Annotated in this window: 17 protein-coding genes; 12 read left to right on the forward strand and 5 right to left on the reverse strand. The window is 48.9% G+C overall.

Annotated elements, in window-relative coordinates:
- The first annotated feature begins 74 nt into the window (after positions 1–74).
- From ACX1C1_RS14665 to ACX1C1_RS14690, 6 genes are all read left to right on the forward strand, one after another.
- Entirely contained in the window at positions 75–1,610 is a 1,536-nt protein-coding gene (locus ACX1C1_RS14665; protein ID WP_458952927.1) for a replication initiation and membrane attachment family protein, read from the forward strand.
- Between the two features lie 58 nt (positions 1,611–1,668).
- Positions 1,669–2,625, forward strand: a complete 957-nt coding sequence (gene dnaI, locus ACX1C1_RS14670) for a primosomal protein DnaI (protein ID WP_458952928.1) — start codon at positions 1,669–1,671, stop codon at positions 2,623–2,625.
- Positions 2,626–2,981: 356 nt separating this feature from the next.
- Positions 2,982–4,103 carry a sulfate ABC transporter substrate-binding protein gene (locus ACX1C1_RS14675; protein WP_458952929.1) on the forward strand — a complete coding sequence of 374 codons (1,122 nt, stop codon included), beginning with the start codon at positions 2,982–2,984 and terminating at the stop codon, positions 4,101–4,103.
- 49 nt (positions 4,104–4,152) lie between these two features.
- Positions 4,153–4,986, forward strand: a complete 834-nt coding sequence (cysT, locus tag ACX1C1_RS14680) for a sulfate ABC transporter permease subunit CysT (protein WP_458952930.1) — start codon at positions 4,153–4,155, stop codon at positions 4,984–4,986.
- A 22-nt stretch (positions 4,987–5,008) separates the two neighbouring features.
- Complete coding sequence (cysW, locus tag ACX1C1_RS14685; RefSeq protein WP_458952931.1) at positions 5,009–5,887, forward strand: sulfate ABC transporter permease subunit CysW; 879 nt, start codon at positions 5,009–5,011, stop codon at positions 5,885–5,887.
- A gap of 36 nt (positions 5,888–5,923) precedes the next feature.
- Positions 5,924–6,184 (forward strand): YezD family protein, encoded by a 261-nt coding sequence (locus ACX1C1_RS14690; RefSeq protein ID WP_458952932.1) that lies wholly within the window; start codon positions 5,924–5,926, stop codon positions 6,182–6,184.
- Positions 6,185–6,294: 110 nt separating this feature from the next.
- Here the strand turns inward: ACX1C1_RS14690 and ACX1C1_RS14695 are convergent, their stop codons facing one another.
- Positions 6,295–6,441 (reverse strand): YqzM family protein, encoded by a 147-nt coding sequence (locus ACX1C1_RS14695; protein WP_458952933.1) that lies wholly within the window; start codon positions 6,439–6,441, stop codon positions 6,295–6,297.
- A gap of 237 nt (positions 6,442–6,678) precedes the next feature.
- Here ACX1C1_RS14695 and uvrC point away from each other — a divergent pair, with 237 nt between their 5' ends.
- Positions 6,679–8,490: an excinuclease ABC subunit UvrC gene (uvrC, locus tag ACX1C1_RS14700; protein ID WP_458957689.1), complete on the forward strand. Its 1,812-nt coding sequence runs from the start codon at positions 6,679–6,681 to the stop codon at positions 8,488–8,490.
- On the opposite strand, the gene ACX1C1_RS14705 is transcribed toward uvrC, so the two are convergent.
- Together ACX1C1_RS14705 and ACX1C1_RS14710 are read right to left on the reverse strand one after the other, a co-directional pair.
- Positions 8,450–10,102, reverse strand: coding sequence for a CPBP family intramembrane glutamic endopeptidase (locus tag ACX1C1_RS14705; protein WP_458952934.1), 1,653 nt, complete (start codon positions 10,100–10,102; stop codon positions 8,450–8,452). The two genes, uvrC and ACX1C1_RS14705, sit on opposite strands and share 41 nt — an antisense overlap.
- A 141-nt stretch (positions 10,103–10,243) precedes the next feature.
- Positions 10,244–11,146 carry a LysR family transcriptional regulator gene (locus ACX1C1_RS14710; RefSeq protein ID WP_458952935.1) on the reverse strand — a complete coding sequence of 301 codons (903 nt, stop codon included), beginning with the start codon at positions 11,144–11,146 and terminating at the stop codon, positions 10,244–10,246.
- 217 nt (positions 11,147–11,363) lie between these two features.
- Here ACX1C1_RS14710 and ACX1C1_RS14715 point away from each other — a divergent pair, with 217 nt between their 5' ends.
- The 5 genes from ACX1C1_RS14715 to ACX1C1_RS14735 all read left to right on the forward strand — a co-directional run bounded on the left by ACX1C1_RS14715 (position 11,364) and on the right by ACX1C1_RS14735 (position 17,039).
- Positions 11,364–12,035: a succinate dehydrogenase cytochrome b558 subunit gene (locus tag ACX1C1_RS14715; RefSeq protein WP_458952936.1), complete on the forward strand. Its 672-nt coding sequence runs from the start codon at positions 11,364–11,366 to the stop codon at positions 12,033–12,035.
- A 25-nt stretch (positions 12,036–12,060) separates the two neighbouring features.
- Positions 12,061–13,815 carry a succinate dehydrogenase flavoprotein subunit gene (gene sdhA, locus ACX1C1_RS14720; protein WP_458952937.1) on the forward strand — a complete coding sequence of 585 codons (1,755 nt, stop codon included), beginning with the start codon at positions 12,061–12,063 and terminating at the stop codon, positions 13,813–13,815.
- Between the two features lie 22 nt (positions 13,816–13,837).
- The gene (sdhB, locus tag ACX1C1_RS14725; protein WP_458952938.1) at positions 13,838–14,602 is read left to right on the forward strand and encodes a succinate dehydrogenase iron-sulfur subunit; all 765 of its coding nucleotides are present in this window, start codon (positions 13,838–13,840) and stop codon (positions 14,600–14,602) included.
- A 300-nt stretch (positions 14,603–14,902) separates the two neighbouring features.
- Complete coding sequence (locus ACX1C1_RS14730; protein WP_458952939.1) at positions 14,903–16,471, forward strand: MDR family MFS transporter; 1,569 nt, start codon at positions 14,903–14,905, stop codon at positions 16,469–16,471.
- A 4-nt stretch (positions 16,472–16,475) separates the two neighbouring features.
- A complete protein-coding gene (locus tag ACX1C1_RS14735) occupies positions 16,476–17,039 on the forward strand; it encodes a PadR family transcriptional regulator (RefSeq protein WP_458952940.1) in 564 nt (187 codons plus the stop codon).
- A gap of 158 nt (positions 17,040–17,197) precedes the next feature.
- Here the strand turns inward: ACX1C1_RS14735 and ACX1C1_RS14740 are convergent, their stop codons facing one another.
- On the reverse strand, positions 17,198–17,506 hold the full coding sequence (locus ACX1C1_RS14740) for a winged helix-turn-helix transcriptional regulator (protein WP_087572396.1): 309 nt from the start codon (positions 17,504–17,506) through the stop codon (positions 17,198–17,200).
- Positions 17,507–17,772: 266 nt separating this feature from the next.
- Positions 17,773–18,582, reverse strand: a complete 810-nt coding sequence (locus ACX1C1_RS14745; protein ID WP_458952941.1) for a histidinol-phosphatase — start codon at positions 18,580–18,582, stop codon at positions 17,773–17,775.
- Between the last annotated feature and the right edge of the window lie 7 nt (positions 18,583–18,589).

Consider the following 18,589-nt stretch of genomic DNA (forward strand, 5'->3'; position numbering starts at 1 on the left):
ATTTTCAAAGCCGACTTACGACAGGTCATTTGTGCTAGAATAATAGGAAGAACGCTAGGGATGGGGGCGATGCTATGCGCATCCATAATATATTGCAATTCACGGAACACCACCGCTATTATATTTTTCGCGGATTCTCGCTAAGCAGCGCTGATCATAAGATGTTATCGCTTATCTACCAGCCGATGGTAGGCGCTTTCGCAATTGCGTTGTACCAGCAGCTTTATCACGGTATCGCCGAAGATCGAAGCGGGTATTCTAGGTTAGAGCCGCAGCGCCGGCTGTTTCTCGGTCTCGGATTAGAGATGAACGAACAAAGCCGACGGTTCGTGGTGGAGCAGACCTCTAAGCTCGAAGCGGTAGGACTCCTTCAGACGTCCAGACTCGGCGGTGCTGATTTGTCGGATGTGATTTATGAATACGAGCTGGAGCAGCCGCTTTCTCCTTTGGAATTTTTCCGTAATATGCACTTAGCGATGCTGCTTCGGGACAAAGTAGGGAAATATGCGGTTATCGAATTAAGAGAGCAGTTCGGAGCCAATGAACCTGACGAGCTGGCTGGCGCCGATCTGACGAAAGAAAATATTTCGGTTCCTTTCTATGATTTGTTTAAATTAAATATGCAATCCTTTGATTCGGAGCTGGAGCAGGCTCTGAGCGAAGTTGCTCCGTCACGTCAGGCGGTGAAACACGATCCAGCGGCGACCGCCGGTATTCCTTACGGGGAGCTAATTCTTCATTTTCCTCGTTCCTCGGGCAACCGAGCCTACGTGGAACGGTTAAGAAATGATGCTGACGGGATGGCTCAAGTGAATTATGTAGCTTATAAATATCAAATATCAGTTGTTAACGTATGCCGTCTGCTCGATGAGAATGGCGTGTTTGATTCATCAGGCAAGCTGAATGTGGATGAGCTGCAGCTCAAAGCTAGTAGCGTCTATCGTCAAGATCGTAAACGCGAGGATGATCGCCAGCGGATACTGGCCAAATCCAAGATGATCGAGGAACCTGAACAGGAAGAAGAGGATCCTGAGGAAATTGCGGTGCAGGAACAGGATTACCTGCCGGTGCCAAGCGCGCTTGCAGGGCGCTGCGATATCCAGCAATACAATATGCTTATGCGGAACGAACCTCATACACGTTTCATCCGCCGCTTCTTCCCAGGCGCGGTGCCGGGATGGGTGGAGCAGGTCATGGAACGTATCGATCTCAATTATCGATTGGCTGAGCCCGTTATTAATGTCCTTATTCATTATGTTATCGGCGGGGCGGACGACAGTCGAATTACAAAGGCGTATCTGGATCATGTAGCTTCCAATATGCTAATGAAAGGCGTCGATACGTTCGAGAAGGCCGTTCAGTATGTGCGTATTCAGGCGCAATTAGAGCAGGATAAGGAAAAACGCAAAGAAGGCACCTCCTCGCAAGGGACCGGATACACATCGGGAAGCCGAAACGGAGGCGGACGCGGGACGGGCAACAATAGAGGCGGCATCTCGCGTAAACCTGCTATTCCGATCGTCGGAGCGAGCGAGTCCTCGTCTAAGGTATCGGCAGATGAGCTGGAGGAGCTGCGCAAGCTGGCACGCAAGCTTGACGGGAAAGGTTAATTTGATGGAGCCGGATGAAAATAAGTTTCCTCGGTCCATATGAGAGGGGGAGAGCGGGATGGAATCGTTAGGCGAACTGTTGAAGTCATGGCCGGCGGGTCAATCCATGACGGAAATGTCAGAACGCAAGTTGTCTGAGCTCATGCGCGATCCGCTCATCGGGAAATTGCTGGACAAATATCCGGAGCTGAATGAGTCGGTCCTCCGGCTCAACCTGAACCGGGTGTATCAGTATACGACAGAATATCGCAATTGCTCCAATTGTCCGGGTCTTGATCGGTGTCCCAACGATTTCGAGGGACATTATACATTGCTTAGTGCAGAGACGGTAAACGGACTTACTCAGCTGCACGACCGTAAGGTTTCCTGTAAGAAGTTTCTAGCCCGCCAGACGGAAGACGCGATTCGCAGTCGGATTCGCAGCTTCTATGTGGACGATGCCGCGCTTCGCAGAGGATACTCTTCGGATGAAATCTTGACGACGGATCTCGAGCGTGCCAAAGCGGTGGGTCAACTGCTGCGTTATATCGATCGGACGAAGGAGAGCGGCTTGCAAGAGCAAGGGCTTTATCTTGCGGGCAGATTCGGCACAGGCAAAACATTTTTGATGTGTTATTTGCTGCAAGAGCTTGCGAAGACGGGCTACTCGGGCGTTATCGTGTATATGCCAGACTTCGTGGAAGACTTGAAATCATTGATGCACGAACCTGCCAAGCTGAAGGAAACAGTGGAAATGATGAAGGAAACGGATCTTCTGATCTTCGATGACATCGGCGCCGAGAATTTAAACCCGTGGGTGCGGGACCATGTGCTTGGAGCTATCTTGAATTATCGGATGGAACGTAAGCCGACATTCTATACGTCAAATTACGATTTGGACGCGCTGGAGCGGCACTTCAGTTTTACAAGCAAGGACGGAGACGAGCTTCACAAGGGACAGCGACTCATGGACAGAGTCCGGCCGTATGTGGAGGTTGTCATGGTAACAGGTGAGAACAAACGCGGGCGCAAATAGCCCGCGTTTTTTGTGTTTATATTTGCTGTGCGTTCATTCGGACCAATTTGGCATTAATCCGATAATTTTTATAGACTTTGTATTGATTGAGGACGAGTTTGTACATTTTGTCATTTCGAAAACAAGTCTAATTACGTAGTGATAGCGCTTTAACATCAGTACTGGTAAGGGTTTTCAGGTTTATAAGAAACATTTATATAAGGTATAACATTTGCAAATATAGGATTGACAGGTAATGGATTAGGCTGGTAATATTCATTCATAACCAACTAAACGGGTAGGAATAATAGATAAATGACCGGACCAACCGGAGTTTACACTTCCTAATCAAAATTAAATTATAGGGGTGTTAGACAATGAAAAAACAATTATCTCGTGTAAGATCCATCGTCCTTATTCTCGTTATCTCAACTTTGCTGGCTGCTTGCGGAGCAGCTAACAACAACGGAAACAATACAGGGGGCAGCGCTGCAAGTCCTTCACCAGAGAGCACGGCTTCCAATGGTGCATCCGCAGCGCCGGAAACGACAAAGGAACCTTTGCCGCCAGTGAAACTGCTTAACGTTTCTTATGATCCTACTAGAGAATTTTATGTGGAATATAACAAAGCTTTCGCTGCACATTGGTTAACAGAAAAAAATCAAAAGGTTGAAATCGATCAGTCGCATGGCGGTTCCGGCAAACAAGCACGTGCCGTCATCGATGGACTCAAAGCAGATGTTGTCACACTGGCACTTGGATTCGACATCGACGCGATCGTTGATACCGGTCAACTGGACGCTGATTGGCAGAAACAATTCGAGCGTAATAGCGCACCGTACACATCGACTATCGTATTCCTAGTTCGCAAAGGAAATCCAAAAGGGATCAAAGAATGGGGTGATCTGCTGAAGGACGGAGTAGAGGTGATCACGCCTAACCCGAAAACATCAGGCGGCGCACGTTGGAATTACCTCGCAGCATGGGGCTATGCTTTGAAAGAAAACAACAATGATGAAGCAAAAGCGCAACAATTTGTAGCTGATCTATTCAAACATGTACCAGTACTCGATACCGGCGCACGCGGATCCACTACAACATTCGTAGAACGTGGAATCGGCGATGTGTTGCTTGCATGGGAGAATGAAGCATACCTGTCGATCAATGAGCTTGGACCGGACAAATTCGATATTGTGTACCCTTCGCTTAGCATATTAGCAGAACCGCCGGTTGCAATTGTAGACAAGGTTGTAGACGATCACGGCACTAGAGAAGTTGCTGAAGCTTACCTGCAATATCTGTATTCTGAAGAAGGTCAGAAGCTGGCTGGGAAGCACTACTATCGTCCAACAGATGAAGCCATTGCAAAGGAATTCAGTGAGCAATTCCCGCTGCTGGAGTTGCTCAAGATCTCTGATTTCGGTGGCTGGCAAGAGGCACAAACCAAACATTTTGCCGATGGCGGTATTTTTGACAAAATCTACACACCTGGTTCTTAATACAATCATTTGAATTTGAATGACAGATTATGATCGGAGCTGATTTCTCATGAAAGGTTCCAAAGCCCGCAGAGCGCTTCCGGGTTTCGGATTGTCGCTGGGCTTCACGCTCTTCTATATAAGTCTTATCGTGTTAATCCCGCTTGCGGCGGTGTTCTTCAAGACGTTTGAGCTCACATGGGCGGAACTGTGGAGCACCGTTACGAATCCAAGGGTTCTGGCATCGTATCGGATCAGCTTCACGACAGCGCTATGGGCGGGATTGATTAACGCAGTATTCGGTTTATTGGTCGCATGGGTACTTGTACGGTACCCTTTCCCCGGCAAACGATTCATCGATAGTCTTGTAGACATACCGTTTGCCCTTCCAACTGCGGTTGCAGGTATTGCCTTGACGACAATTTATGCAAAAACGGGTTGGGTCGGCTCATTGCTGGAGCCGCTCGGTATCAAAGTAGCCTATACCCAGCTCGGTATCATCATAGCGCTTGTGTTCATTGGATTACCGTTTGTTGTACGGACTGTTCAGCCGGTCCTCCAGGATCTCGAGAAGGAGACGGAGGAAGCGGCGGTTATGCTCGGCGCATATCGGCGGCGCACGTTCTTCAAAGTCGTGCTTCCCGAGCTGATGCCAGCTCTATTAACTGGATTCGCCCTCGCTTTCGCAAGAGGCATCGGCGAATACGGATCGGTCGTCTTTATTTCAGGCAACATGCCGATGCGGACGGAAATCGCGCCGCTTCTCATTATGACAAAGCTGGAGCAATACGATTATGCAGGTGCTACCGCGATTGCGGCCGTGATGTTAACCGTATCGTTTATCCTGCTCCTGATCATCAACTTGCTGCAGTGGCGAATGAGCAGACGTGCGATTCCGGATTAATCCATGAAAGGAGCTGAATATCGTGGCAGGAGCCATAACCGTCTATGCAAACAAAGAAACAAGCCATAGGCCAAGTCCAATAACGGAACCTAGATATGTACAATGGATATTGATCACAATCGCATTGCTATTCTTGGGACTCGTCGTCATGCTCCCGCTTATATCCGTATTCGTTGAGGCGTTTCGTAAAGGCGCGGCGATGTATGTCAAAGGATTGACCGAACCGGATACGCTCTCGGCGCTTAAATTGACATTAATCGTGGCCGCGATCGCCGTACCGCTTAATACGGTTTTCGGAGTAGCCGCAGCATGGGCGATCAGCAAATTTCAATTCAAAAGGAAAAATTTCTTAATTACATTGATTGACCTTCCCTTTGCTGTATCTCCAGTCATCGCCGGATTAATCTACGTGCTCATGTTCGGTGCGCAGGGCTACTTCGGACCATGGCTGGATGAACAAGGTATTCAGATTGTTTTTGCTGTACCCGGCATCGTGCTCGCGACGATTTTCGTCACCGTTCCCTTCGTCGCTCGCGAGCTTATCCCGCTCATGCAAGCGCAAGGCGTCCAAGAGGAAGAAGCGGCAGCAAGCCTGGGCGCCAAAGGCGCATCTATCTTCTGGAGGGTAACGCTGCCCAATATCAAGTGGGGATTGCTGTACGGCATTATTTTAAGCAACGCAAGGGCAATGGGCGAGTTTGGTGCAGTCTCTGTCGTATCGGGACATATCCGCGGTCAGACCAATACGCTGCCGCTGCATGTAGAAATTTTGTACAATGAGTATCAATTCTCGGCATCCTTCGCCGTCGCATCGCTGCTGGTGATGCTGGCCGTCCTTACGCTGATCGTAAAAGGAATAGTGGAGTGGAAGTCTGGATCATCGCATGAAGCGAAATCATGACAGATGGATCTATAACCAATAATGGAGGGGATTGTAATGGCAAAACCGCTTGAAGTGGATGAGTTGTGGCAAGAAAGAATTCTGGAACAGGTGAGCGGGCTGGAATATGGCCAGGTCGTCATTACGGTCCACGATGGGAGAATCGTCCAGATCGATCGTACGGAACGGAAACGTTATGACACTCCGGTCTCCAAAGGGTCGAATACGGAATCGGCAGGGCAAGACAACTCGCTAACCGGAGCTAAGGCGAAAGGGAAAGTCGCCAAGGGCGGGGAAACGTTAAGAGCTGTTCAGTAGCCAACACTTTACTTTATAATGCCTGCATTCATGCAGGTGAAGCGGGCACACAACGATAAGAGCCGCACCAGCCTCTCGGCGGTGCGGCTCTAATGCGATCATTTCGCGAATTAGGAAATGACGAATTTCACGATTACGGCAACTGCGAATACAATGGTCATGAAACCAAGCATACCGCCGAATCCGAGTACAACATCCATCAAATCGTCACGCGGCTCTTCGTTAATGTGCTCGCGCGGATCTCTGACATTCTCCATCGGTCATTTCCTCCTTCAAAGCTTGCCGGTCAAGTCTTAAGGACACCTTACGACTCCATGCTGATAATAGTATACCCAAAATGCCAAACAATTGTAAAGAACATCTGGCGACATTTCTAAGGCAATTACAGCATGAAATATGCTAAAATGTGTACAAGTGTTCGGTCTGCGAATCGGGAGGGGGAAACAAGCATGGAGAAGTCCGGGGACGAGCAAGTAGCCCGGCCGGCGGCGGTCATGGATGCGATTCGCAACAAGCTCGCGCTGCTGCCTGACAAGCCCGGCTGTTATTTGATGAAGAACAGAGACGGTGTCATTATATACGTCGGCAAAGCCAAAGTGCTGAAGAATCGCGTAAGATCTTATTTTATCGGAAGCCACAATGGGAAAACCCAGAGGCTTGTAGCTGAAATATATGATTTCGAATTTATTATTACCGGGAGCAATATGGAGGCGCTCATTCTGGAGTGCAACCTGATCAAACAACATCATCCCCGGTACAATGTTCTGCTTAAGGACGATAAGACATTTCCTTATATCAAGATCACGAACGAAGCGCATCCGAAGCTTGAGGTAACGCGGAGGATCGTGAAGGATAAAGGCAAATATTTTGGCCCGTATCCGAATGCGTACGCGGCTCAGCAGACGAAGAAGCTGCTGGACCGGTTATATCCGCTACGGAAGTGTAAGACGCTGCCGGATAAGGTTTGCCTGTATTATCATCTTGGGCAATGTATCGCACCATGCGAATACGAGATCGAAAAGCAAACATACGAAACGATGATCGGCGAGATTACACGGTTCCTAAATGGCGGTCAAGATGCTGTAAAAGATGAGCTGCAGCGTAAGATGGAGGAGGCTGCCGAAGCGCTGGAATTCGAGCGGGCGAAGGAATATAGGGACCAGCTTATCGCGATCGACGCAGTGATGGAGAAACAGAAGATCACGATGTCCGATGCGATGGATCGCGATATCTTCGGTTACGCCGTGGATAAGGGTTGGATGGCTGTTCAAATCCTGTATATGCGCAAAGGCAAGCTGATCGAGCGCCACGGCACTTCATTTCCTTATTACGGCGAAGAGTACGATGACTTCATGACGTTTGTCACGCAATATTACAGCGACAATCCCGCCTTGCCGAAACAGATTCTGCTGCCATTGCCGACTGAAGGTGATAAGGAAGCAGAGGAGCTTGTTATTTCTTCACTTAGCAGCTGGCTGAAGGTTAAGGTGTTAATGCCGCAGCGCGGCAAAAAAAGCGAAGTTGTCGGCATGGCGTATGACAACGCCCGTAATAGCCTGGATGAGAAGTTTCGACTTATCGAGCGTGACGAGGAACGAAGCGTGAAGGCATCAAAGTCGCTGGGTGGCTGGCTAGGATTAGAAGAGATTACTCGGATCGAAGCATTCGATAACTCCAATATCCAGGGCACGAATCCGGTTTCCGCGATGGTTGTCTTTACAGATGGCAAACCTGACCGCAAAGAATATCGCAAATACAAGGTCAAGACGGTTGTTGGCGCGGATGATTACGAGACGATGCGTGAAGTTATTCGCCGCAGATACGAACGTGTGCTTAAGGAAGGACTCGTGAAACCTGATCTTATTGTCGTGGACGGGGGCAAGGGTCAAATATCGGCTGCCATTGACATCCTGGAGAACGAGCTAGGGCTCTATATCCCCGTTTGCGGTCTGGTCAAGGACGCCAAACATAAGACGGCGCAGCTGATGTCCGGCGATCCACCAGAAATTGTGCCGCTTCCGCGAGACAGTCAGGAATTTTATCTCCTGCAGCGGATACAAGACGAGGTTCATCGTTTCGCCATTACGTTCCACCGCGAGCAGCGCGCCAAGTCCATGGTCGAGTCAAGGCTGGACTCTATTCCGGGAATAGGCGAGAAACGCCGCAAGCAGCTGCTCAAACATTTTGGCTCGCTCAAAAAAATAAAAGAGGCCTCCGTCGAAGACTTCAGGCCTCTCTCGATTGGCGACAAGCTTGCCGGTGAAATTATTGCTGCTCTACAGGATCAGGATGAATCGTCGACATAGTCGGCGGATTCATCCTTTTTTTGCGTCGATCCCACCATCTGAGTACATAAGCGATTAAGACCGGAAGTGCGATAAAGAAAATGGCAGATGCTATATTATCCGCTCCTCCTACCAGAATGAGGGAGCTTCCGACAGCGATGCTGTTGAAGATCGCATGGGTGAACATAGCTGTAATAAAACCGTACCTGACAAAGATGAAGCTGAACAGCAAGCCGACGATCATGAGCTCAAACAATCGTGTCGTTGCCGGATAGAAGGGATACATCACATGTCCCAGCGACCAGAACAGTGTCGGCAGAATGGCGGCAGCAAACGTATGGCGGAACCACTTGCGGAACAAACCGATGCCGAAGAAGCGGAACACGGCTTCCTCAGAGATGGCAGCGGCCCACGCAAGCACCGGCATTAGCCACAGCACACTAAAGTTGTAAGGTGACATCGTTACATCGCTTGTGCCCCATGTACCGATGAGCTGCCCAAGCAAAAGAAATAAGACAGGCTGAATGCCAAGCAAGATGATGGCGAACAGATAAGACAAGCCCACACTGCGCCAAACATAATCGCCATATCCCGCTTGACCTATTCTTGGCCATAATTTCTTGTAGCCTTGCGCTTTCCATAAGCCATCACCGGCCACAATGGACAAGTAGACGGAAGCAGCCATAGGGATGCTGACCAGTATTGTAATAATCATAGTTGCGACAATGATATTGTCGTCGAATGGAGCTTCCCCCTGCGATGCGATTAGTCCATCCACCACACCGACATTCATAATCACGTACGCGATCGTAAAGATAACCGTTAGCAGCCAACCGTATTTGAATGAAGTGAATTTCCGGTAAATAATAGAATAAACGATAGCCAAGATGCCGAGTACGACACTCATCAGCACATACCCGATGCCTGTGAGCCAGCCGGCCATTTTGTCCTGTTCGCTAACATATGCCTTATAGTCGCTAGGCGCTTCGAATACCGGCTTGTATTTGGTAATGACAGGCTCCCCTCCAAAGGACTGCACCTTAAACGTTACCAACAAATCGGCTTCTCCTACTACCGAAGCATCACCGTCCGCCGTAAGACTCCATTGACCGTTTCCGTCAGGTGACAACTCGGAGCGGGCAGTTCCCGGAAGTGGCTTATTGTCGAGGTAGCGCTGAATTAGTTTGTGCTGCTCTTGTTCGCTTGGTGCGGTAGCGTCATTTATTTTTAAATTCCAAGCTACGATCGAACCCGTATACATATCAAGATAAACAAATCCTGATCCTTGTCGGTCCGCGAAACGCAGGTTAACTTGGAACGTGTCTGTCGGTAATACATTACCGTATTGTTGTTCATATTTTTCGATCAGCTTTTCCTTCGAAAGGTAGCCGCTAAACAGCTTATCGGATTGATGAACCACCTTCGCTTCGTTTACTTCTAGACCTGTCTCTGCTTCGGCGAACTGGATGGCCCTCTCTTGGACAACTTCCTTGTTTACGACTTTGCCGCCGTAAGGATGATCATTGACTGAACCGATAAGCGGGACAATCTCCAGTATCGTGAACAAAATACCGCCGATAATCGCAGCAATCCAGTATCGTTTCCATTCCTTGTGTTTAATCATGTCGATCATGTTTCACCTCTGGTAAGATTAGGATATTATTCATTCATAACCATATCATATTGTTGGACAACATATCCAATGACAGAGCGAATTTCTGTCTAACGGGGCGTTGAGTAACGCTGTATTTAATCGATGCGAAAATGGAAATAACTATATGGAAGCGGGTTGTGCGTATACAGCAGCAATCTCATTGATGCTGAGTCTTACGGACGGACTAAGATGGGCAGGATCGATATGTATGAGCGAAGTCGTTCTCTTGGCTTGCTCGAGCTCTCGAATCGGAACTACGATCAGATCATTGTCCTCGAGCAATTGCTGACGCATATATGATTTGGGAAGCAAAGTTGCGGCACGGCAAGTGTGGAGCAACCGCAGAATGGCTTCGAACGAGTCGATCTCCATGCGCACATCCGGAGAAATTCGGTGCGATTCGAACAGCTCATCCGTTAATATACGGTACCATGTGCCTTTCGAGAACAAAATCATGGGCAAGCCGTTCAGATCCTCCATGCCAAGATCGTTGGTGTCCGTAATGACATGATTGCGAGGCAAGACAAGGAGGAGATGGTCGTCGAATAACGAAACGCAACGAATCGCAGGATCATCAATTCGAGAAGCCACGATGCCGATATCTACCTTGTGCTCGCGAACAAAAGAGACTATCTCATGCGTCTTGCCGGTGACGGCTTTAATGTCGAATTCTGGATGCGTCGAAGTGAGTCGCTGTATCAGATCGGGTAATGTTGTCTGCAGTGTCGTAAGACTAGCGCCGATCGTAAGAGAGGTGCGTCCGGTCGCCGTAAATTCGGATACATTATGCAGATAAGCGCGATGAAGCTGCTGGAGCTCGAGCGCGTATTCGTAGGTCAGCTGACCAATTCTCGTTAATTCGAGCCGCTTCCCTACTCGACGGAACAGCTGCGTGCCGATTTCCTCTTCCATCTTCGCAATCTTACGAGAGAGGGCGGGCTGAGACAAATTTAGTACCTGTGAAGCCTTGTTCATGCTGGATTGTTCTACAATGACGCGGAAGACATCGATTTCGTCGTACATGACAGGCGTGCTCCTTTAAGGAATTGTGTCTTATACCTTATTGTTATAAGAAATTATAAGAAATATGCAATTCCATTATAAGCTGAAAAGGAGTAGGATGTAACTATGGCAAATGTGTGTCGACTTTTGTTGACGGGGGTACTAGCTGGCGTTAAAATGTAGAATGGTGTGTTTATGCAAGGTTTCAGTACCTACAGTTTTGAAAGGAGAAGGATTCATGAAAGGAAATTCGTATTTCTCGCGCAAGCTGCACTCGCTTCTGGGGATCATTCCGCTAGGCGGGTTCATTGTTGTGCACGGACTCACGAATTATCAAGCATTTGAGCGGGGACCGGAGGGCTTTGATAAGGGCGTTCACCTCATCAACAGCTTGCCGCTGTTGCCGTTGCTTGAGATATTCGCGATTTATCTTCCGTTGTTGTTCCACGGTATCTATGGACTGTATGTAGCTTACCAATCGAACTCTAATACGGGCAGATTCAAGTATGGTCGCAACTGGGCGTTCACTGCACAGCGCGTGACCGGCGTTATTACGTTTATATTCGTATTCTGGCATGTGTACCAGACGCGGATGCAAGTGTACTTAGGCAACATCACGCACGAAGAGCTGGGTTCGACAATGAACCAAATTGCCACAAGCCCGACGTATTTTGTCCTGTACGTTATTGGCGTACTCGCGGCGGTATTCCACTTCAGCAACGGTCTATGGGCGTTCCTGATCAGCTGGGGGATTACGGTCGGCCAGAAGGCACAACGTATTTCTTCATACATCTGCATGGGCGTGTTCGTAGTTGTGTCCGCCCTGTTCATTCTTTCGCTGGTAGCGTTCATGGGTGACGAGTTCAAAGAAGCGGCTAACGCTGCTCTGACATGGACCAATATCGGTTAGTTTCGAAGACAAGGAGCGAAGCGTAATGGCAAAAAATAAAATTATCGTAGTCGGCGGCGGCCTGGCCGGTCTAATGGCAACGATTAAAGCGGCTGAAGCGGGTATACATGTAGACCTGTTCTCGCTCGTGCCGGTCAAGCGTTCGCACTCCGTGTGCGCACAGGGCGGCATCAACGGCGCAGTTAATACAAAAGGTGAGGGCGACTCTCCATGGGAGCACTTCGATGACACGGTTTATGGCGGCGACTTCTTGGCGAACCAGCCTCCTGTTAAAGCCATGTGCGAAGCTGCGCCTGGCATTATTCACTTGATGGACCGGATGGGCGTTATGTTCAGCCGTACATCCGAAGGTTTGTTAGACTTCCGTCGGTTCGGCGGTACACAATATCACCGTACAGCATTTGCTGGTGCAACTACAGGCCAACAATTGCTTTACGCCCTGGACGAGCAAGTACGTCGCTGGGAAGCTGCTGGACTGGTTAACAAGTTCGAACACTTTGAGTTCCTTGGCGCTGTGCTTGACGACGACGGCGTATGCCGCGGTGTTTCCGCCCAAGATCTCCGTTCGATGGATGTTGTTACAGTACGTGCAGACGCCGTTATTCTGGCGTCCGGCGGCCCTGGCATCATCTTCGGCAAGACAACAAATTCCGTTATCAACACAGGTACGGCAGCAAGCGCTGTGTATCAACAAGGTGTCAAATACGCAAACGGCGAGTTCATCCAAATTCACCCGACTGCAATTCCGGGCGACGACAAGCTTCGTCTCATGTCCGAATCTGCACGTGGCGAAGGCGGACGGATCTGGACGTACAAAGACGGCAAACCGTGGTACTTCCTCGAAGACAAATACCCGGCATACGGTAACCTTGTACCGCGGGATATCGCAACTCGCGAAATCTTCTCGGTGTGCGTAGACCAGAAGCTTGGCATCAACGGCGAGAACATGGTCTATCTTGACCTTTCTCACAAGGATCCGAAGGAGCTCGACGTCAAACTAGGCGGCATCATCGAAATTTACGAGAAGTTTATGGGCGACGACCCGCGTAAAATCCCGATGAAGATTTTCCCTGCGGTTCATTACTCCATGGGCGGCATGTGGGTTGACTATAACCAAATGACGAACATCCCGGGTCTATTCGCAGCAGGCGAATGCGATTATCAATTCCACGGCGCGAACCGTCTCGGCGCGAACTCCTTGTTATCCGCAATCTTTGGCGGCATGGTAGCTGGTCCGAAGGCTGTCGAATACATTAAAGGTTTGAAGAAATCGGCTGAGGATATCTCCTCGTCTGTCTTCGAACGCGATACGAAACTTCATACCGCTAAGTACAACCGCATTCTTGGCATGAATGGCACCGAGAACGCTTATGTCATTCACAAAGAGCTTGGCGAATGGATGACCAATAACATGACCGTGGTACGCTTCAACGATAAGCTGGAAGCGACGATCGGCAAGATCAAAGAATTGAAGCAGCGCTATCAGAACATCAACATTAACGATACCGCTCAATGGAATAACGCCGGTGTAGCATTTACGCGTCAACTGTGGAACATGCTGGAACTTTCCGAAGCGATGACGCTGGGCGCGCTTATGCGTGACGAAAGCCGTGGCGCTCACTACAAGCCGGACTTCCCAGAACGTGACGACGATCAGTTCATGAAATCGACGATCGCAGATTGGACGCCAGATGGTCCTAAGATTTCCTATGAGGAAATTGATGTAAGCTTGATTACTCCGCGTAAACGCGACTATTCGACTGACAAGAAAAAAGACTGATAAGTAGAAAGGAGAATAACTGATGGCTCAAACGACAACTGCCTCCAAAACCGTGAAGTTTATCATTTCCCGTCAGGATACGCCAGAATCCAAGCCGTATACAGAAGAGTTCGAGCTTCCTTACCGCCCGAATATGAACGTAATCAGCGGATTAATGGAAATCCAGCGTAATCCGACGACTGCCAGCGGTTCCAAGACGTCCCCGGTTTGTTGGGAGTCGAACTGTCTTGAGGAAGTGTGCGGCGCCTGCTCCATGGTCATCAACGGCAAGCCACGCCAAGCGTGCAGCGCGCTCGTGGATCAGCTTGAGCAGCCGATCCGCCTGGAGCCGATGCGAACATTCCCTGTAGTACGTGACCTAGTCATCAACCGCGAGCGGATGTTCAACGCCTTGAAGAAGGTTAAAGCATGGATTCCGATTGACGGTACTTACGATCTCGGTCCTGGTCCGCGTATGGCGGAATCCAAACGTCAATGGGCGTACGAGCTGTCTAAGTGCATGACTTGCGGCGTTTGCTTGGAGTCTTGCCCGAACGTCAACGATCGCAACAGCTTTATCGGTCCAGCTGCGATCTCGCAGGTTCGTCTGTTTAACGCGCATCCGACGGGCGAGATGAATCGTCATGAACGTCTCGATGCACTTATGACGGATGGCGGTATCGAAGGCTGCGGCAACTCGCAGAACTGTGTTCGTTCATGTCCGAAGGGTATTCCACTGACGACGTCCATCGCAGCGATGAACAAAGATACAACGACTCACCTGTTCAAGAAATGGTTGGGCATATAATTCATTCTTCATATTGGCCGAGGCTGCTCTCTCATGTTGGCGTGAGAGCAGCCGGCTTTCAAAACCTCGATTGCGATGAATCAACCGCAACGAGGTTTTTTTGTGCCACCATTTATTTGATATTGATAATTATTATCACAACTTATGATTTTATCATAATGAAATGTTTGCTCAATGTCAATCGTTGACTGTCTTTACAGGATTGTTACTCAAATTTGAGTTGATTAATACTCAAATTTGAGTATAATAATTAATGGATCAATAACTGAACGAATAGAAAGAAGAAAGATAGGTGAGGAAATGGACGCAGGCAAAAGTAATACGAAGTTGGTCGTGGCGGGGTTAATGTTAGGTTTGTTCATGGCTTCGCTGGATCAAACGATTGTCTCGACTGCGATGGCGACAATTATAAAGCAATTGGGCGGCTTTGAATATTTTATCTGGGTGTATTCGGCTTATATGATTGCGATGGTCGTAGCTACGCCGATCTTCGGCAAGTTGTCCGATATGTACGGACGCCGTAGATTCTTTTTGTTGGGGCTCGGCTTGTTCGTAATAGGCTCCATCTTATGCGGAACGGCGATGAACATGGAACAACTTATTATTTATCGCGCAATCCAAGGCATCGGCGGCGGCGCTGTCATGCCGATCGTATTCGCCATTATATTCGATATGTTCCCAGCAGAGAAACGCGGCAAAATGATGGGCTTGTTCGGCGCCGTATTCGGTATATCGAGCGTGTTCGGTCCTGTTATGGGCGGTGCGATAACGGATAATTTCAGCTGGCGCTGGATTTTCTACATCAACGTACCGATCGGCTTGCTCTCATTTATCTTTATCATGAAGGCATACCACGAATCGAAGTCGACCAAAAAACAACATATCGACTGGGCGGGAGCCATTCTTCTGACTGCATCGATTCTGCTATTGATGTTCGGTCTGGAGCTTGGCGGTACAGATGGCTGGGCTTGGAATTCTGCTCAGACAATCGGGTTGTTCGCCGGGGCTGTTGTCTTGATGGCAGGTTTCTTGTTTACGGAGACAAAAGTTAAGGATCCAATCGTTAATCTGAGCTTGTTCGGCAGACAAGTGTTCACTAGCAGTATGATGATCAGCTTGTTGTATGGTGCTGTTATGATTGCCGGCGCAACATACATTCCGATATTCATTCAAGGTGTCTTTAACAAGACGGCTACAGAAACGAGCACGGTGTTGATCCCGATGATGCTTGCCGTCGTTGTCAGCAGCCAAATCGGCGGACGTGTGGCTGACAAGTTCAAATTCCGCAATGTCATGGTCATCTCAGGGCTAACATTGCTTACAGGCACGTTGCTGCTCGGATATGGTCTCGACATGGGAACGAGCAGGGGGATCATCACACTCTATATGATCGTTGTTGGTCTAGGAATGGGAGTGTCGTTCTCGCTGCTTAATATCTCGGCACTGAGCGCGGTACCGCCGCAATCCAAAGGTTCTGCTACTTCCTTGATTACCTTCTTCCGGACAATTGGTTCCGCGCTTGGTATTACAGTGTTCGGAGTTATTCAGAAATCAAATTTCCAATCCGGTCTGCAAGAAGTGCCTAATCTGAATCCTGAGTTTGCAGAACAAATTAAAGGTGGTCAAGCGCTCCTCGATCCTGTCATGCAGCAACAGATGGGACTTAGTCAGGAGATGGTTACATCCCTGCTGGGTAAACTTGCGGATTCGATTGTCCAAGTGTTTCAATGGTCCATCTTCCTGCCGATCATAGCGATCGTATTCGCTATACTGATGGGCAGCGCGAGGACGGAGAGACGTACATCCAATGCTGCGCCGGGACAAGAAAGCGGAGGACGTGGAGCTGAGCCATCGCTCCGAAGAGGATAAATCGATGTCGGTGAAACTTCTTGTATTAGGTTTGATGATGGAACAAGATCGTCACCCTTATGACATTCGTCAAACGATCAAGGCGCGGAATTGGCATGTTACCTTTAACGTACGTGACGGCTCCTTGTATTATGCGGTTGATCAGCTGCGAGACGAAGGTTTGATCGAGGCAGCGGAAGTTGTACAGGTTCACGGTCATCATCGCCCTGACAAAACCATCTATCGTATTACCGCCAAAGGGAAAGAAGCTTTGCTCCAGCTGCTTCACAAGCAGCTTGGCGGCAGAGCCTTTCCTCAGCATCCCTTGCTGCAGGCGATGCCGTTTATTCGCCACGCAGATCACGACCTTACATTGCGAGCTCTAGAAAGCCAATTGGCGGCTTGCAACGAACGTCTTGCGCTTATGGAGTCCGTACAGAAGCTGAAGGATGGATTATTGCCGCGTGGATCAGTCCATTTACTCCGGGGCATTCAGAAGTTCAGCCTGGCGGAGAGAGAGTGGCTGGAGGAAATGATCGAGGAAACGAAGAATGGGCGATTGTTTGAACCCAAACCTGCGGACAATTAAGCAATGATTTATTACTGCAGATCAGCTGATTCGACAAACGGGTTCAAGATATACCCGAAACAAAGAAGGAGATCCTTCAGCCGCTAAACACTGGCTGAAGGATCTCTCTTCTTGTGTATCATTTTAGGTTATTAGATAAACATTGTGGAAAATTAGGGTTACATCCACTGCTCGCCCCATGCCTGTATCGATTCGATGACGGGCTGGAGGTCACGTCCTTTGGCAGTGAGCTCGTATTCAATCCGTACCGGCATCTCTGGGTAGACGTGGCGGTTAACGATACCAAGAGTTTCAAGTTCCTTCATCCTGTCGGTCAGCATTTTGTCGCTCATCTCTGGAATCTGTTCCTTCATGTCCTTGAACCGCTTAGGCCCGCCGAGCAATACGCGAATAATTCTCCCTGTCCACTTCTTGCCTAACAAATCCGCCGCTGCTTCATATCTTGGGCACATTGTCGAATAATCCAACGAAATCACCCCGTTTCTAATAGTTATAATTGTAGCATATATACAAACAAAAAGTAAGTGCCGTCATTTGCCACGCTTACAACCGAAATTTGTTACACAATTGAAATGTTACTGTGACACGCCTTTTACATGTCACGGGTATTATAAATGCAAGACCCCCTTTTCATATACCCTTTGGACCTGCCGCTGGCGGGTCCGCTTTTTTTTGCGTGAAAAAGCCGACTGCGATGTGGATGTAATCCACGCAGCCGGCACCATGATTAATGTTATAACGGCACAACAATAGGTTGCCGTTTACGATAAAAGACCCACTGACTAAATCCGATCTCCTTCAGTCGCTTCGCGACAAGCTCCCACTCATCTCCGACCCTGCTAGGCACATGGGCATCAGAACCGAAAGTGACCTGTACGCCATGAAATAACGCACGTTCCAGAATTTCATCTGATGGATACCAGCCACCAACATCCTTAGTACTGCCTGATGTATTGATCTCGATGGATACGCCGCATTGCGCAATGGTCTGAAGGCAATGATCGATTTCCGCATGTGCTGGAATGTTGGAGAACGCCGGATAATAACCTTTCATCGCATCGATATGACCAAGTATATCGAACATACCGCTTCTTGCCGATTGTGCGATGAGGTCATAGTAGCTGCGTTTCTCGTCTGGATGTTTGGATTCATGGAGATTTTTCCAACGATTACGGTTAAAGATGCTGACTCCGCCAACCTGATGGACCGAACCGATCAAGTAATCGAAGGGGATCCCTTCATAGGCTCTGCGGTAATCTTCGGCGTATTCCGGGAAAAAGTCTGACTCTACGCCGAGCAACACTTCGATCCGCCCTTCGTACTTTGCTTTAAGCCGGAGAACTTCATCGACGTAATTGGCGAAGTCGCTTCTAGCCATGGCAATACCGGGCGAGGGCTGATCATCCTCGTGATAGAAGTATGGGGAGTGATCCGAGATGCCAATGACTTGTAAGCCAGCATCAATGCCGGCAAGAATATAAGACTCGATATCGCCGTCCGCGTGCCCGCACCGAACATGATGGGTATGTAGATCGAATTTCATCACAATT

The sequence above is a fragment of the Paenibacillus sp. strain BS8-2 genome (genome assembly GCF_054483835.1).

Coding starts and splice junctions, on each gene's coding strand:
- ACX1C1_RS14665 (WP_458952927.1), top strand. CDS start 75: ATGCGCATCCATAATATATTGCAATTCACGGAACACCACCGCTATTAT.
- dnaI (WP_458952928.1), top strand. CDS start 1,669: ATGGAATCGTTAGGCGAACTGTTGAAGTCATGGCCGGCGGGTCAATCC.
- ACX1C1_RS14675 (WP_458952929.1), top strand. CDS start 2,982: ATGAAAAAACAATTATCTCGTGTAAGATCCATCGTCCTTATTCTCGTT.
- cysT (WP_458952930.1), top strand. CDS start 4,153: ATGAAAGGTTCCAAAGCCCGCAGAGCGCTTCCGGGTTTCGGATTGTCG.
- ACX1C1_RS14690 (WP_458952932.1), top strand. CDS start 5,924: ATGGCAAAACCGCTTGAAGTGGATGAGTTGTGGCAAGAAAGAATTCTG.
- ACX1C1_RS14695 (WP_458952933.1), bottom strand. CDS start 6,441: ATGGAGAATGTCAGAGATCCGCGCGAGCACATTAACGAAGAGCCGCGT.
- uvrC (WP_458957689.1), top strand. CDS start 6,679: ATGGATGCGATTCGCAACAAGCTCGCGCTGCTGCCTGACAAGCCCGGC.
- ACX1C1_RS14705 (WP_458952934.1), bottom strand. CDS start 10,102: ATGATCGACATGATTAAACACAAGGAATGGAAACGATACTGGATTGCT.
- ACX1C1_RS14710 (WP_458952935.1), bottom strand. CDS start 11,146: ATGTACGACGAAATCGATGTCTTCCGCGTCATTGTAGAACAATCCAGC.
- ACX1C1_RS14715 (WP_458952936.1), top strand. CDS start 11,364: ATGAAAGGAAATTCGTATTTCTCGCGCAAGCTGCACTCGCTTCTGGGG.
- sdhA (WP_458952937.1), top strand. CDS start 12,061: ATGGCAAAAAATAAAATTATCGTAGTCGGCGGCGGCCTGGCCGGTCTA.
- sdhB (WP_458952938.1), top strand. CDS start 13,838: ATGGCTCAAACGACAACTGCCTCCAAAACCGTGAAGTTTATCATTTCC.
- ACX1C1_RS14730 (WP_458952939.1), top strand. CDS start 14,903: ATGGACGCAGGCAAAAGTAATACGAAGTTGGTCGTGGCGGGGTTAATG.
- ACX1C1_RS14735 (WP_458952940.1), top strand. CDS start 16,476: ATGTCGGTGAAACTTCTTGTATTAGGTTTGATGATGGAACAAGATCGT.
- ACX1C1_RS14745 (WP_458952941.1), bottom strand. CDS start 18,582: ATGAAATTCGATCTACATACCCATCATGTTCGGTGCGGGCACGCGGAC.